Source organism: Parahaliea mediterranea, from assembly GCF_003402235.1.
GTDB classification, from domain to species: Bacteria; Pseudomonadota; Gammaproteobacteria; order Pseudomonadales; family Halieaceae; genus Parahaliea; species Parahaliea mediterranea.
On record NZ_QEWO01000003.1, the window covers coordinates 607,630 to 621,985 of the forward strand.

Here is a 14,356-nt window from a genome sequence, read left to right on the forward strand (position 1 = left end):
TTGCCGGGTGCCGATCGCAGTCACTGACAGGGGGCCCCTTTTCCGCTAGGATAGCGCGCTTGTGCACCCACTTTGTAAGACGCTTTATTCGCAATGCTCAATCAGGACTCGCTCGCCCAGCTGAAGGGCCTCAAAACGCAGATGGAGGCCGAGAAAGAGCGGGCCGAGGCGGTGGTCAAGGGCACCCAGGCCCGCTACGGCTTTGCTGTCCTGGAGGACGGCCGGGAAATCTTCATCCCCCCCGACGAGATGCTCAAGGCCTTTCCCGAGGATCGGGTGCAGGTCTGCATCCGCCCGGCCAAAGACAACAAGACCGTCGCCGACATCGAAAAGCTCCTGGACAGCCCGCTGGCCGAGTTCACCGGCCGCTGCGTGCGCAAGGGCAAGGCCTTTTTTGTGCAGCCCGACCTGCCCCAGCTCAAGCGCTGGCTGTTCATCCCCCCCCACGCCCGCAACGGCGTCAAGGAGGGAGACTACGTGCGCTGCGCCATCCTGCGCCACCCGATTCGAGACGGCAAACCCCAGGCCAAGATTCTCACCGTGCTCGGCAATGACGACACTCCGGGGGTCGAGAACCTCTACTGCATGGCCAAGTACGGCCTGGCCACCGACTGGAGCCAGAGCGCCAAGAAGGACCTGGAAACCTGCCTGGAGGCCGCCAACCCCCTGGCCAGCGAGGGCCGCCGGGACCTGACGGCCCTGGAGTTCATCTCCATCGACGCCGCCAAGACCCAGGATATCGACGACGCCCTGTACGCCGAGGTCAGCGCCGATGGCTGGACCCTCTACGTGGCCATTGCCGACCCCACGGCCTACATTGCGCCCGGCTCCCAACTGCACCGGGACGTGGCCGCCCGCGGCACCTCGGTGTACTTCCACGGCGACATTGTGCCGATGCTGCCGGAGGCCCTGTCGCAGGATACCTGCGCCCTGTCCGAGGGCGTCGACCGCCCGGCCCTGGTGTGTCGCATCGCGGTCAGCGACAGCGGCGAAGTGGGCGAGGCCGAATTCATGGTGGCCACCATCCGCTCCCGGGCCAAGCTGTCCTACTACGCGGTGGATCGCTACCTCAACGGCCAGGCCGACGAGCTGATGAGCCACGCCAGCCCGCTGGAGGCCCTGTACCAGGTGTACCGGGCCCTGCGCGCCCGCCGGGAGACCCTGGAACTGGTGATGGAAGACCGCCAGGAGTTCCGCTGGGTGCTGGACGACAACAAGCAGATCGACCATATCGAGCCCTACGAAAAGCTGCTGTCGCAGAAACTGGTGGAGGAGTGCATGGTGGCCACCAACCGCTGCGCCGCCCACTTCCTGGCCGAGCGCGGCGCCCCCGGCCCCTTCGTGCGCCACGCCGGCTTTCGCAGCGACCGCCTGGACGAAACCCGCAAGTTCCTCGCCATGCACGCCCCGGAAGTGGCCGAGCTGGACCCGGCCACCAAATCCGGCTATCGCACCATCATGCGCGCCCTGGGCGCCAGTGGCAGCAGCCTGCCCCTGCGCGGCATGGTCAACCGCCTGCTGACCCGGGCCGAGCTCAGCACCGAGCCTGGCCTGCACATGGGCATGGCGCTGGACGCCTACACCAATTGCACCTCGCCCCTGCGCAAGTACATGGACTTCCTGGTGCACCTGCAGATCAAGGGCCTGCTGGGTGGCGATGACCCCGCCAGCACAGACCCGCAAGACCTGGCACGCCTGCGTGAAAAACTGCAAAACGCCCGCAGCGCCACCACCGAGGCAGAGCGCTGGCTGGCCAGCCGCTACCTGCAAAGGCTGGTGGACGCCGAACCCGGGCGCAGCTTCCGCGGCACCGTGGCCCACATCAACAGCAGCGGCTTCAGCGTGCGCCTGGACGACAACGGCCTGGAAGGTTTTGTGGACCTGCGCAAGGACCCGGAAAAGTTCAGCTACGACAAGTGGACCGCCAGCCTCACCAGCACCACCCGCCGCTTCCAACTGGAACAATCGGTGGAAGTGCACTTCACCGGCGCCGATCCGGAAGCGGGCTTCCTGAGCCTGTTCTCACTGGTGGAAGGTTGCGGCCTGAAGCCGCCGAAAGAGAAGAAGGAAAAAGACCCCGCCGGGGCCTGATGGCCCTGCGGGGCCAGTCGCTGCGCCTTTAGCAGGCGCGCAATGGCGCGACGTTGCGCCCTTTGAGGGGCAGGGGCGAGAAGGGGCCGGCGCACTGTTGCACCCGACCCACCAGGCTAATCATTTCGCTCACCCCCAGCGCCCGCAAAAATTCGCCCATGGCCTGCAGGTCATCTTCCGCCACATCCGGCTCTACCCGGCGCAGGGTGTCGATCACCCCCAGTTCGGCGGGGCTGTAGGCGCTCCCATCGTCGCCAAAGATCAGGCGCGTGAAGGTATCCACAATCACGATTTCGCTGAGTTCGCCGGGCGGCGCACCGCCACCGCGGCGCAGACTGTCCTGTGCCATGCTTACCGTTCCCCGCGCCCCGTAACACGGGCCGCTGATTATCCTTTTATGTCAGTATGGCCCAGCGGGGCCACCCTTCTGGATAAATTTTAGGCAATATTCACAGGCTTGCTTAAATTTTGTGCAGCACCTCAGAACGCGGCGTTGCCCGGCGTGCGCGGGAAGGGGATGGCGTCGCGCACGTTTTCCATGCCCGTCACGTAGTTGAGCAGGCGCTCGAAGCCCAGGCCAAAACCGGCGTGGGGCACGGTACCGTAGCGGCGCAGGTCGCGGTACCACCACAGTTCTTCGCGCAGGTGCTCATCCATGCGTGAATCCAGCACATCAAGGCGCTCTTCGCGCTGGCTGCCGCCGATGATTTCGCCAATACCGGGGGCCAGCACATCCATGGCCGCCACGGTTTTGTCGTCGTCGTTCAGGCGCATGTAAAAGGCCTTGATATCCTTCGGGTAGTTCATCAGCACCACCGGGCGGCCCACGTGTTTCTCGGCCAGGAAGCGCTCGTGCTCCGAGGCCAGGTCCACGCCCCAGCTCACCGGAAATTCGAAGGATTCGCCACAGTTTTCCAGGATGCGGATGGCCTCGCTGTATTCCATGCGCTCGAAGCGGTTGTCGATCACGCTGCGCAGGCGCTCGATCACGGTGTTGTCGATGCGCTGCTGGAAGAAGGCCATGTCGTCCTCGCGCTCCTCCAGCACCCGCTTGAACAGGTACTGCAGCAGGTCCTCGGCAAGGTTGGCGTTGTCGCTCAGGTTGGCAAAGGCGATTTCCGGCTCCACCATCCAGAACTCCGCCAGGTGGCGGCTGGTATTGGAGTTTTCGGCGCGGAAGGTGGGGCCGAAGGTATACACCTTGCTCATGGCCAGGCAGTAGGATTCCACCTCCAACTGGCCGGACACGGTGAGAAAGGCGTCACCGCCAAAAAAGTCCTGGCTGTAGTCCGGCTGGCCGTCGGCGCCCCGGGGCAGGTTGATTGCATCCAGGGTGCTGACCCGGAACAGCTCGCCGGCCCCCTCGCAGTCGCTGCCGGTGATGATGGGGGTGTTGATCCAATGGAAGCCGCGCTCGTAGAAGTAGTTGTGAATGGCGTTGGCCAGGGTGGTGCGCACCCGGGTGATGGCGCCGAAGGTGTTGGTGCGCGGGCGCAGGTGGGCCTGGGTGCGCAGGTATTCAAAGGTGTGGCGCTTTTTGGCAATGGGATAGGACTCGGCATCGTCCACCCAGCCCTGCACGCTCACGGCGCTGGCCTGGATCTCCACGCTCTGGCCCTTGCCCTGGGATTCCACCAGCTCGCCGATCACACTCACGGCGCAGCCGGTGGAGAGCTTCAGCACCTCAGAGGTGTAGTTGTCGAGCGTGTTGGGCACCACCGCCTGGATGGGGTCGAAGCAGGAGCCGTCGTGCACCGCCAGGAAGGAGATGCCCGCCTTGGAATCGCGCTTGCTGCGCAGCCAGCCGCGCACCTCCACCGTGGTGCCAACGGCGGCCTCGCCACGCAGTGCGGCGGCAACGGAAACTATCTGTGACATGGGACTCTCCAGCGGGGGCTTAACAGGCGCGGAGGATACCGAAACCGCGCCAGTGCCGCCAGCGAGCGGCCTTTGCGAGAGTGGCCTTTGATTGGGGCGCCCGGCCAGGGGCGCCCGTCAGGGCGCGCCAGTCACCGGGCAATGCGGTTGATGGTGGTGCCGTTCAGGTCCAGGTTGCCGAGCACGCCGGCATCGTTGAAGCTCATGCCCAGTACCGGCGGTGCATTACTGGTGGTTTCCAGCCGCCCGCGGTCGTCCACCCGCACCTTGGTGACTCCCTCGCTGACACCGATCTTCCAGTTGATGGTATTGCGGAAGTCGATCAGGGCCTGCTGATCCATGAACAGCAGCAACTCAACCTTGCGGCCGCCTTCGCTGGTCATGTCGTGGGGGCCGCCCGCCGAGGCGTAGTAGGCCACCGGCTCGCCCTTGATCAGCAGGGCGCCCTCGCCGTAGCGGCCGCGCTCGCCAAAGCCCATCTCCACCACATCCGGAAACACCAGCACGCCGCTGGCGCGGTCGATCAGCTTGTCGATTTCCCTGGCGTGCTGGCGCAGCTTGTCGAGGGCAATTTTGCTCTTGGACTCGATTTCCGTGCGGTCATCGGCCTGGGCCAGGCCCGCGCCCAACAGCATGCCCAGCATCAGCGCGCAGGCCGAGCGCCAGTGAATTCCCCGTGTTTTCATCCCGTATTCCCGCTCCCGTTATGCTCAGTCAAAGCTGAAGGTTTGGCCGACCAGCTGCTCTGACAGGCGCCACAGGCGCTGCGCCAGTGCCGGGTCGGTGGCGTAGGATTCTACCCCGCCGGCGCCGTCCTGGCTCGCAACTTCTGCAATATGGCAATCCTCCAGGTAGCGCCCGCCGTCGCCCGCCAGCGCTGGCGCGGTGGCCGCGTAAACCGAGGTGGCCGCGCCCTGTGGAATGGTTTTGAACAGACTGCGCGGGCTATCCGCCTGGCCGCCCGAGGCGCTGGCAGCGCGGGAGCGGATGGCCTCGATGTCGGCCTCGTCCAGGTGGCGGCCAAGCTCGGTCATGATCATGCCCGGGTGCACGGCAAACACCCGCACGCCGTGGGGCGCAAGGCGCTCATCCAGCGCCACACTGAACAGCACGTTGGCGGTCTTGGATTCGCCGTAGGCCTGCCATTTTTCGTAGTCGCGCTGCTGGTAGTTGGGGTCGTCAAAATGAAAGGCGCCAAAGCGGTGGCCGGCGGAGCTGAGGTTGACCACCCGCGGCTCGCCACCGGCGGCGGCCGATGCCTGCAGCGCCGGCGCCATCAGGCAGGTAAACAGGAAGTGCCCCACATGGTTGGTACCAAACTGCATCTCAAAGCCCTGGGCGGTGCGCTGCAGGGGGCAGGCCATCACCCCGGCGTTGTTGATCAACAGGTCAACCCGGGGATACAGGTCCAGCAGGGTGGCGGCGGCGTTGCGCACCTTGTCGAGGTCGGCCAAATCCAGCAGGGCGCTGTCCAGCTGGCCCGGCAGATCCTGCTGCTCCAGCGCCGCCACGGCCTTATCCAGCTTGGTGCGGTCGCGGGCCAGCAGCACCACCGTGGCCCCCCGGCTCGCCAGGGCCCGGGCGGTCTCCATGCCAAGGCCGGATGATGCACCGGTGATCATGGCCAGCCTGCCACTGAGGTCAGCCCCCGCCAGCACCTCGTCGGTGGTGGATGAAAAACCCAACGCTGCCATTCCCCGCTCCTTCTATTATTTGTCGACGGTGAGATTGTGTCAGAGAATCAGGGTAGCCGCTAAACCGCCCGGGGCTCAACACAGCGGCCGGGCCAAGGCGGTTCTGCCGCCGCTCGGTGCAATTGGCTGGTACTGTTACCTCGCATTCTTAGCTAGCGGTACGCCATGCACATCGTGGCTATTGGGCACATTCGCGGCACATTCGCGGCACGACAGGCCGCTCAACAGGAGTACTTATGGGCGATTCACGCGATGCCATCGAAGCCGGCAACTACATCAGCCTTGCCACCCGCAAGCGCTCCGGCGACTTTGTCCCCACCCCGGTGTGGTTTGCCCCCCAGGGCGACAGCTACTATTTGTTTTCCGCCGGCGATGCCGGCAAGGTCAAGCGCCTGCGCAATTTCAGCGAGGCGCGCATCGCCCGCTGCACCGCCACCGGCAAGCTGACCGGCGAGTGGCTGGACGTTACCGCCGTTGTGCTGGACACCCCCGAGGAGTGCGCCACCGCGCTGGCTGCCCTGCGCCGCAAGTACGGCCTGCAAATGCGCATTGGCGATGTGTTCGCCCGGCTCACCGGCCGTTTTGATCGCCGCGCCTACATCCGGGTCGATCTGCCCGCAGGTTAGCTAGCGCGCCGCCACCGCCTCCCGCCGGATGCGCTCCAGCTGCAACCGGTAGTCGTCAATGTCGCCGCGCAGGGTGGCTTCATCAATGGCGCGGGCGATATAGGCGGTGGCGGCCGCGTAGTCACCACGCCGATGCTGGATGATGCCAAGGGCATACAGCAGCCGCGCGTCGTCTTTGCGCAGCCGCAGGGCACGCTGATAGTGGGCCAGGGCGGCGTCCCAGTCCCCGGCCTCGCCGGCCTGGTCGCCCAGCCAGGCGTGGTAGTAGGGGTTGGCTTCGCGGTAGCGGGCCACACGCTCGGCCCAGTAGGCCCGCTCTGCTTCCCGCCCCTGATGCTGGTAGAGCACCAGCAGGTTGTTCATCGCCGAGCGATCGCCGGCATCCTGTTGCAGCGCGTGAAAGTAACTGCGCTCCGCCGCCCCGTACTGCCCCGCCGCCCGGTAGATCGCCCCCACATTCACCCACAGCTGGCCAGTATCGGGGCTGACCTGCAGGGCCTTCACACTCTGTTGCCAGGCCGCCGCCAGCTCCCCCGCGGCCAGGGCGTCCATGGCCAGGTTGTTGTGGTACAGGGCCAGGGCCTGGGCGTCTGTCAGAGTGCGGCTGCCGGCAATGTCCGGGGAAGGCAGGGGGTCGATATCCACCATGTACTGCTCGCCATTGGGCAGGCGCACCAGCACGTTCACATGCAGGCGCAGGGCCACCCGCTCGCCGACGCGCGTCCATTGGGGACGCACCTCCAGCCACTGGTAACGGGCATCCAGGCCGGCCTCCCGGGCCAGGGCGACAAACAGGTGGGCATAGCTCAGGCAATTGGCCGTGCCGCGATGGAACACCTGCTGCGCGCTACCGTCGGAGAAGGCGTCGTAGCGCATGCCGAGGGTTCCGCTGCCCTTGATGGCCGAATGCAGGTTAAGCAGCCGCTGGCGCGGCCCGGCGGAGCGCGGGGCATAGCGCGCCACAAAGTCGCGCATGTCATCATCAAGCACAAGCAGGCCCGGACTCTGCAACGCTGCAGCCTCGGCCAGCGTCACCACCTGCCCATCGGCCTGCAGTGGCGGCAGCGCCGCCACCGCCGCGCGCAGAGAGGGCCGGTGGGCACAGGCGCACAGCAGGGCGAAGCAAAACAGCAGGGAAAAGCCGAACAAAGGACGCAGCAGGCACACACGCCGGTTGCCGCACCAGCGCCAACATCCTGTGCCGGGCACAGGTTTCGCCATGGCGTCCTCCCACGCGCTGCATCGCCAAGCGTACAGCGTGTAAAAACAGCGCGTAGAAAGAGTATAGCCCGGGGGGGGATCGCCGGAGGGAAGGTGAACGGCGGGCGTACTCGCCGCAGCGCAGGGCTTTAGCCCTCAGCCGTATTGCAGCTCGCAGAACAGGGCGGCCAGTGCCTCCACATAGGCCACGTCCGCCGCCGAAAAGCGGTTGTGTGTGGGGCTGTCGATGTCCAGCACCCCGGTGCAGGTATCCCCCTGCCACAGGGGCACCACCACCTCCGAGCGCGAGCGCACGTCGCAGGCGATATGTCCGGGAAAGGCGTGTACATCCGCCACCACCTGGGTGACACCCTGGGCGACCGCCGTGCCGCACACGCCCTTGCCCACCGGGATGCGCAGGCAGGCCGGGCGCCCCTGGAAGGGCCCCAGCACCAGTTCATCACCGCGCAGGAAGTAAAAGCCAAGCCAGTTGATATCGTCCAGCTGCTCGTAGAGAAAGGCCGAGAAGTTGGCGGCGTTGGCAATGACATCGGGCTCGCCGGACAGCAGGCCGGTTAGCTGGAGCCGGGCTTCGTCGAGGGGGAGCATGGCTCAGGCCGCGGTGTGCAGCCCGCACTCCCGGCCATCCATCACCTTGGTGGGGTCAAAATAATGCTTGCAGGTCGGCAGCCCGTGCTGCGCCATGTAGGCGTCCACCTGCGCGTCGGACCAGTAGAAAATCGGCGCCACCTTCACAATGCCCCGGGCATCGTGCGACACAACATCCAGGGTCTTGCGGTGTTCGGTCTCTTCCCGGCGAATGCCGGTCAGCCAGAAGTCCGGCTGGAAGTCGGCCAGGGCGCGGTCGAAGGGCTCCAGCTTCACCTGGCGGGTGAACTCCGCGTGGCGCGCTTCCTCGTCCACCGTGGGAATGCCACCCATGATGGCGTTGCGGCGCTCCGAGGTCATCTGCGGCGAGTAGACGTGGATGTTCAGTTTGAGGTCGCGAATCAAGCGCTCCGCCACCACATAGGTGTCGCGCAGGTTGTAGCCGGTGTCCACCCAGATGGTGGGCACCGAAGGGTCCACCTGGCTCACCAGGTGCAGCATTACCGCCGCGTTACGCCCCATACTGGTGGTGGCAATCGTGCGCCCACCCTGGGCAAGCGCCCAGCGCACAATGGCCTCGGGAGAGGCATTGCGCAGTTCGGCATTGGCGCTGTCGATGTTCAGTTGCAAAGCGGAATGGGCCTTGTGGGTGTATGAGACGCGAAACTTTAATGAATCAAAACAGCAGAGACAAATAACGATCGGGTATATGGTTATAGCCGCCCGCACGCTCTCCGCGCCTGAACCATTGCGCCAGTTTGCCTGGCACTTTGCCAACATTGCCGGCGGCTACCGGGGCGCCAATACTGGGCCGATAAAAGTCATCTCTGGAGCAACACCATGGCCAACCCCCTGTGTGCAAAACTCGGCATCGACTACCCCATCTTCGCCTTCACCCACTGCCGCGACGTGGTGGTGGCGGTGAGCAAGGCCGGCGGCATTGGCGTACTGGGCGCCGTCGGCTTCACCCCGGAGCAATTAAAAGAAGAACTGGACTGGATTGACGAGCACATCGGCGACAAGCCCTACGGCGTGGACATCGTCATTCCCCAGAAGTACGAAGGCATGGGCGACATGAGTGCCGAGGAACTGGAGAAAAAGCTGTGGGAGATGGTGCCGAAGGAACACATCGACTTCGCCCAGAAACTGCTGGCCGATCACGGCGTGCCCGAGTGGCCCGACGGCAGCACCAGCATGGGCCTGCTGGGCTGGACCGAGGCCAGCGCCACCCCCCTGCTGCAGGAAGCCCTGACCCGACCCAAGTGCAAACTGATCGCCAACGCCCTGGGTACCCCGCCGGCGGACAAAATCAAACAGGTGCAGGACTCCGGCCGCCTGATCGGCGCCCTGTGCGGCAAGGTCAAGCAGGCCGTGGCCCACAAGAACGCGGGCCTGGACTTTGTGGTTGCCCAAGGCGGTGAAGGTGGCGGCCACACCGGCGATGTGGGGTCGGTGGTGCTGTGGCCGCAGATTGTCGATGCCATTGGCGATTTGCCCATGCTCGCCGCCGGCGGCATCGGCAACGGCCGGCAGATTGCCGCCGCCCTGGCCATGGGCGCCGCCGGGGTGTGGACCGGCTCCCTCTGGCTCACCGTGGAAGAAGCCCACACCCAGCCGGCGCAGAAGCAGTCGCTGCTGGACGCCACCAGCGAAGACACCGTGCGCTCCCGCTCCTGGACCGGCAAATCCTGCCGCATGCTGAAAAACGAATGGACCGAGGCATGGGCCCGGGAAGACACCCCCGAACCCCTGGGCATGCCGCTGCAGGGGCTAGTGACCTCCGACGGCATCCGTCGCACCTCTGTTTACGCCGACAAGGGCGAGTGCCAGAAAGTGGCCTTCAATCCCTGCGGACAGGTGATCGGCCAGATCAACCAGGTGGAATCCTGCCGCCAGGTGATGCAGCGCCTGCTGGAAGAGTACGTGGATGCCGTGGGCATGGCGGGGGCAATGCTGCCGGACAGCTGAGACGCTCCGGCGATACCCAAAAGGGCGGCACCGCACGGCGGGCCGCCCTTTTGCGTGTGAGGGGCGCCCGATGAGCGGGCGCCCTGTGCTAGCGGATGATCAGAAGGATACCTGCAGGCTCAACCAGTAGTTGCGACCCGCGGCCATCACGTTGTAGTGGTCGGTGAAGATCACTTCGTCGGAGTCGGCGTCATAGAGTCCGTCGCCGTTGATGTCGACAAAGTCTGTGCTGTAGGTGGTGAAGTCTTCATCCAGCAGGTTGTTGACGCGGCCGGTGAGGGCAATGTTGTCGGTGATGGCGTAACGGATGCCCAGGTTCCACAAGTCGTAGTTTTCATAGTACTGGGCCTTGTCCAGCAACTCGTTCCAGCCGCGGTAGCGGTCGGAGCGCAGCTCGCCCTGCAGGGTCAGGGTCAGGCTGTCGAGCACCTGCCAGTCCAGGGTCACATTGGCCATGTGCTCGGCGGTGTTGGTCAGGGGCCTGCCTTCCTCGGGGCCGCTTTGCTGTTCGCTGTCGGTCCAGGTGTAGTTGGCGTTCAGGGTCCAGCGCTCGCTGATCAGGTAGCGGCCGGCCACTTCCACACCCTGCAGGTCAACCTCGTCGATGTTGATCTTCTGGCTGTAGGTGCTGTAACCGAGCTGGTCGTAGGCACCCAGGTTCACGCAGGGGCGCACACCGCCGGTGGCCTCGCAGCTCAGCACGGTGTCGCCGCGGGCGATTTTGTCCTCGAAGCTGGTGTTGAAGTAGGTGATGTTGAATTTGTGGCCGTCTTCACCGTCCCAGTACAGGGCCACTTCACTGTTCACGCTGGTTTCCGGCTCCAGCTCGGGGTTGCCGGCGAAGGGCGAGGTGCCCTGGCCGCCAAAGCCGGTGATGCCGTCGTAGAGGTCGGTGGTCTGGGGCGTTTTGTAGCCGGTGGCCACCCCGCCCTTGACGGTCCAGGTGGGGCTCAGGCTGTATACGCCGTACAGGCGCGGCGATACCTGGCTGCCGAACACGTCGTGCTCGTCGTAGCGCACGCCGGCGGTGACCGTGAGCGGGGTGATGGGGCTCCAGCTGTCTTCGACGAACAGGGAGTACATTTTCTGTTCCTGCACCGCGCCGGGGCTGTTGCTCTCCATGCCGAACACGCCGTCTTCCAGCTCGCCGTCAATCACCTGCCCACCAATCACCAGCATGTGGCTGCCGAAGGCCTGCAGCGGAATATCCAGGCGTGCATCCAGGGTGTACTGGCTGCTGTCCAGCGGGCGGGCGGGGCGCGGCAGGAAGGTGGCCTCGGCCAGGTCCTTGCGCGCCTGTTCTTCCATGCCGGCGTAGGCGCCGGTGCCGTAGTACATCTGTGCCAGCAGCAGGCGCTCGTCAACGGTCAGCGGCAGGGTGCGGCCTTCGTTCTTGGTGTCCACGTAGGCCAGGCTCACGGTGCTGGTGCCGAAGTTCCAGTTGCCCTCGTGGCTGATGGACCACCACTCGCGGCTGAACTCCTGATCCGCCGCGTAGCCGGCGCGGGGGTTGAGCTGCCCACGGCGCTCCTGCCACAGGGCTTCGATATTGTCCTTGGTGCCCAGCGGATAGCTCAGTTCGCCGGTTTGCGGGTTGGTGAAGGGGGTGTTGTCGTACACCTGGTTGGACTTGTCGTAGTCCAGGCGCAGGGTATTGCGATCGCCCGGCGTCCAGGTGAGGGTGAAACCGTATTCCTTGGTCTCGCTCTCCACGGTGCGGCCGCCGCCGCCAAAGCCGACGCTGCGCACATGAATGTCGCCATTGGGGTCGCGGATGGGATCAAGCTCGGGTGAGGAGGCCTCGGTTTCGTAGTAGCTGCCGCGCACGCCCAGGCCCAGCACGCCTTCGATCAGCGGGCCAGTGGCGCTGAAGTCCACCTGCATGTCGTTGCCGAAGTCGTCGTTCTCCTGCATCGTGCCGCTGATGCTGCTGGAGCCGTACCACTCATCGGACACCTTCTTGGTGATGATGTTGATCACCCCGCCCAGGGCGTCGGCGCCGTAGAGGGTGGAGGCCGGGCCGCGGATAATCTCGATGCGCTCAATGGCCTCCGCCGGGGGCATGTGGCCAAAGGCATTGCCGCCGAAGTTGTTGGGGTAGATGTCGCCGTGGTTGTTCTGGCGCTTGCCGTCGATCAGGTAGAGGGTGTACTCGCCGGTGAGGCCGCGCATGCTGACGCTGCCCTGGCCGGTTTTGTCGCGGGTGGTGCCAATGTCGATGCCCTCCTGGTACTTGAGCATGTCCAGCAGATTGACGTGGGGGCGCGACAGAATCTCCTGCTGGGAGATCACCGAAATGCTCGCGGGCGCGTCGGTCAGCTTTTGTTCGTAGCCGGAGGCGGTAACGACCATTTCCTCCATGGCGGGCTTTTTGTCGGCGATGGCGGCTGGCGCCAGTGTCAGCGAAATAGCGGCAGCCAGTGCGCCGCGCTGGAAGGTGGCAGATGTCATGTTGTTTTTACCCCTGGAGCTTATCAATAATGCAAACGATAATGATTATTGATTGACTGAAAACAATCTACAGGGAGTTGTTATAGGATTTACCTATCAGGGGCCTGGGAGACCGATAAAACAGGCCCTGCAGCAAGCCTGATCAGGCCAGACCCTATCGGGCCGGGCCACGTCAGGCCAAACCGGGCCGGGCCAAACCGGGCAAAACTGCGCCATCCTTAGTTAGTGAGCGGCAGCCCGCTTGTTCGGTGCAACCCGGGTAGAGCGCGGGTCGTAGTGCGCGCGCCAGTCGGCAGGCGGCAGTGGCAGGTGGCGGCTCTCCTGTTGCCGGGCCGGGGCAAAGGCCGGCTCGGCCTGCGCGCTGCGGCGCTGCTCCAGCCAGAACACCCCATCGAAGCTGCCGGCATTGCCGCGGGTGGCCACAAAATCCAGGTCGCCGTCACCGTCCATGTCACGGGGCAGAAACTCGTCGTACATGCCGCGCACCCGGCGCGCAATATCATGCCGCGGCCAGTCGCCGGCGCCGTCTGTGGCGCCCGGGTTCTCGAACCAGGCCAGCCGGCCGGTGGAATCGCTGGGGGTGACGCGGGGGTCGTCGTAGTCGCGGGAGGCTCCGGAATAGGCCCCGGCAAGCACGTTCACCCCGGAATAACCGCCGACCATCACATCGAGGTCACCATCTCCGTCGATATCCGCCAGGGCGTAACCGGTGAGCCAGTCCGGCAGGAAGTCGCCGATCCGGTGGTAGCGCCAGGGCGCATCCAGGGTGGCGGGCTGGGCCAGCCAGCCCAGTTTCATGGCTGCCACCTTGCCAGCCACGGACTCCATGACCACCAGCACCAGGTCCTGCCGGCCATCGCCGTTCAAGTCGCTGACGGCGGCATGGAAGGCGCTGCTGCCCGCAGACCAGTCCGCCGCCGTGGCAAAGCCGGCGGCGATGCTGATCTCGTGCACGCGGGTGGCGAGCGCATTGGTCGCTTTGTTGGCACCGGCCTTGGTTTTAGCCCCGGGCCCCAGGTTTTCCACCAGGAACAGCCGGTTTTCCAGCCGCGAGGCAGCCAGCACATCGGCGTCGCCGTCGCTGTCGATGTCCACCGGTAGGGCAATATTCGGCACACCTTCGCGCAGCAGCACCTGCTCCCGCCAGCTGTCTGCCGCCAGCGGGTCGCCGTGCAGGGTGAGCAGGGAGGTGGTGCCCTCCAGGGGTTCGCCGGCCTGCGGGTCGATCACGTCGCTGCCGCCCTTGTTGGCCGCCAGCACATCCAGCTGGCCATCGCGATCCACATCGGCGAGGAACACCCGCAGCCAGGAGCCGCGCCCCCGGGTGGGCGCGGGGATCACATGCGGCCAGCGCCCGCTGCGGACGCCCTCGCCGGGGTTTTGGTAGTACACCAGGTGGCCTTCTTCGCAGGCAAAGAACAGATCCAGGCGGCCGTCACCGTTGATGTCGCCAATGGCGACATCTTCCGCCGCCGCGGCAATGGCCCCCTCGCCCAGGGTCACCAGGGTCCAGCGATCGGGGTCGGCGCTGCCGAAGGCGATGCGCAGATGGTTGGAGTCTTCGTGTACCGACACCACGTCGGCAAAGCCGTCGCCGTCGATATCGGCCATTTTCAGGCCATCGCCGCCCCGGATGGGCAGGCCGCCGTTGATGTCTTCGCTGTCGATGAGGTGTTCGGCCCAGCTGATATACGTGCCATCCGCGGCGCGCGCCCGGCTGGGGGTTTCGGCCACGGTGAGCACGGTGTCTTGCGCCGCGCTCACCGCCGCCGGCACCAGCAGGGCTGCGGTCACCAGCGCAGGGAAAAGCGCGAACGCCAGTACAGACTGCAGGCGCAC

General features: G+C 65.4%; 12 protein-coding genes. 3 read left to right on the forward strand and 9 right to left on the reverse strand.

What is annotated here, in order from left to right:
• Nucleotides 1–93: 93 nt before the first annotated feature.
• A complete protein-coding gene (locus DDZ17_RS12130) occupies nt 94–2,091 on the forward strand; it encodes a ribonuclease R family protein (protein WP_116367175.1) in 1,998 nt (665 codons plus the stop codon).
• 28 nt (nt 2,092–2,119) lie between these two features.
• Here the strand turns inward: DDZ17_RS12130 and DDZ17_RS12135 are convergent, their stop codons facing one another.
• The 4 genes from DDZ17_RS12135 to DDZ17_RS12150 form a co-directional block, all read right to left on the reverse strand.
• On the reverse strand, nt 2,120–2,440 hold the full coding sequence (locus DDZ17_RS12135) for a hypothetical protein (RefSeq protein ID WP_116367177.1): 321 nt from the start codon (nt 2,438–2,440) through the stop codon (nt 2,120–2,122).
• 131 nt (nt 2,441–2,571) lie between these two features.
• Nucleotides 2,572–3,969, reverse strand: a complete 1,398-nt coding sequence (asnS, locus tag DDZ17_RS12140; RefSeq protein ID WP_116367179.1) for an asparagine--tRNA ligase — start codon at nt 3,967–3,969, stop codon at nt 2,572–2,574.
• 131 nt (nt 3,970–4,100) lie between these two features.
• Nucleotides 4,101–4,655, reverse strand: coding sequence for a lipid-binding SYLF domain-containing protein (locus DDZ17_RS12145; protein ID WP_116367181.1), 555 nt, complete (start codon nt 4,653–4,655; stop codon nt 4,101–4,103).
• A gap of 24 nt (nt 4,656–4,679) precedes the next feature.
• Nucleotides 4,680–5,663: an SDR family NAD(P)-dependent oxidoreductase gene (locus tag DDZ17_RS12150; RefSeq protein WP_116367183.1), complete on the reverse strand. Its 984-nt coding sequence runs from the start codon at nt 5,661–5,663 to the stop codon at nt 4,680–4,682.
• Nucleotides 5,664–5,899: 236 nt separating this feature from the next.
• On the opposite strand from DDZ17_RS12150, the gene DDZ17_RS12155 reads away from it, so the two are divergent.
• Entirely contained in the window at nt 5,900–6,289 is a 390-nt protein-coding gene (locus tag DDZ17_RS12155; protein WP_116367185.1) for a PPOX class F420-dependent oxidoreductase, read from the forward strand.
• Here the strand turns inward: DDZ17_RS12155 and DDZ17_RS12160 are convergent, their stop codons facing one another.
• From DDZ17_RS12160 to DDZ17_RS12170, 3 genes are all read right to left on the reverse strand, one after another.
• Nucleotides 6,290–7,510, reverse strand: a complete 1,221-nt coding sequence (locus DDZ17_RS12160) for a transglutaminase-like domain-containing protein (RefSeq protein ID WP_116367187.1) — start codon at nt 7,508–7,510, stop codon at nt 6,290–6,292.
• A gap of 135 nt (nt 7,511–7,645) precedes the next feature.
• Nucleotides 7,646–8,098 (reverse strand): GAF domain-containing protein, encoded by a 453-nt coding sequence (locus tag DDZ17_RS12165; RefSeq protein ID WP_116367189.1) that lies wholly within the window; start codon nt 8,096–8,098, stop codon nt 7,646–7,648.
• A 3-nt stretch (nt 8,099–8,101) separates the two neighbouring features.
• Nucleotides 8,102–8,878 (reverse strand): phosphoadenylyl-sulfate reductase, encoded by a 777-nt coding sequence (locus DDZ17_RS12170; RefSeq protein WP_116367191.1) that lies wholly within the window; start codon nt 8,876–8,878, stop codon nt 8,102–8,104.
• Nucleotides 8,879–8,938: 60 nt separating this feature from the next.
• Between DDZ17_RS12170 and DDZ17_RS12175 the strand changes: the two genes are divergently transcribed.
• The gene (locus tag DDZ17_RS12175; protein ID WP_116367193.1) at nt 8,939–10,066 is read left to right on the forward strand and encodes a nitronate monooxygenase; all 1,128 of its coding nucleotides are present in this window, start codon (nt 8,939–8,941) and stop codon (nt 10,064–10,066) included.
• A 99-nt stretch (nt 10,067–10,165) separates the two neighbouring features.
• Here DDZ17_RS12175 and DDZ17_RS12180 read toward each other — a convergent pair whose 3' ends face one another.
• Together DDZ17_RS12180 and DDZ17_RS12185 are read right to left on the reverse strand one after the other, a co-directional pair.
• Nucleotides 10,166–12,517 (reverse strand): TonB-dependent receptor domain-containing protein, encoded by a 2,352-nt coding sequence (locus DDZ17_RS12180; protein ID WP_116367196.1) that lies wholly within the window; start codon nt 12,515–12,517, stop codon nt 10,166–10,168.
• 222 nt (nt 12,518–12,739) lie between these two features.
• The gene (locus DDZ17_RS12185) at nt 12,740–14,356 is read right to left on the reverse strand and encodes an FG-GAP repeat domain-containing protein (RefSeq protein ID WP_241505866.1); all 1,617 of its coding nucleotides are present in this window, start codon (nt 14,354–14,356) and stop codon (nt 12,740–12,742) included.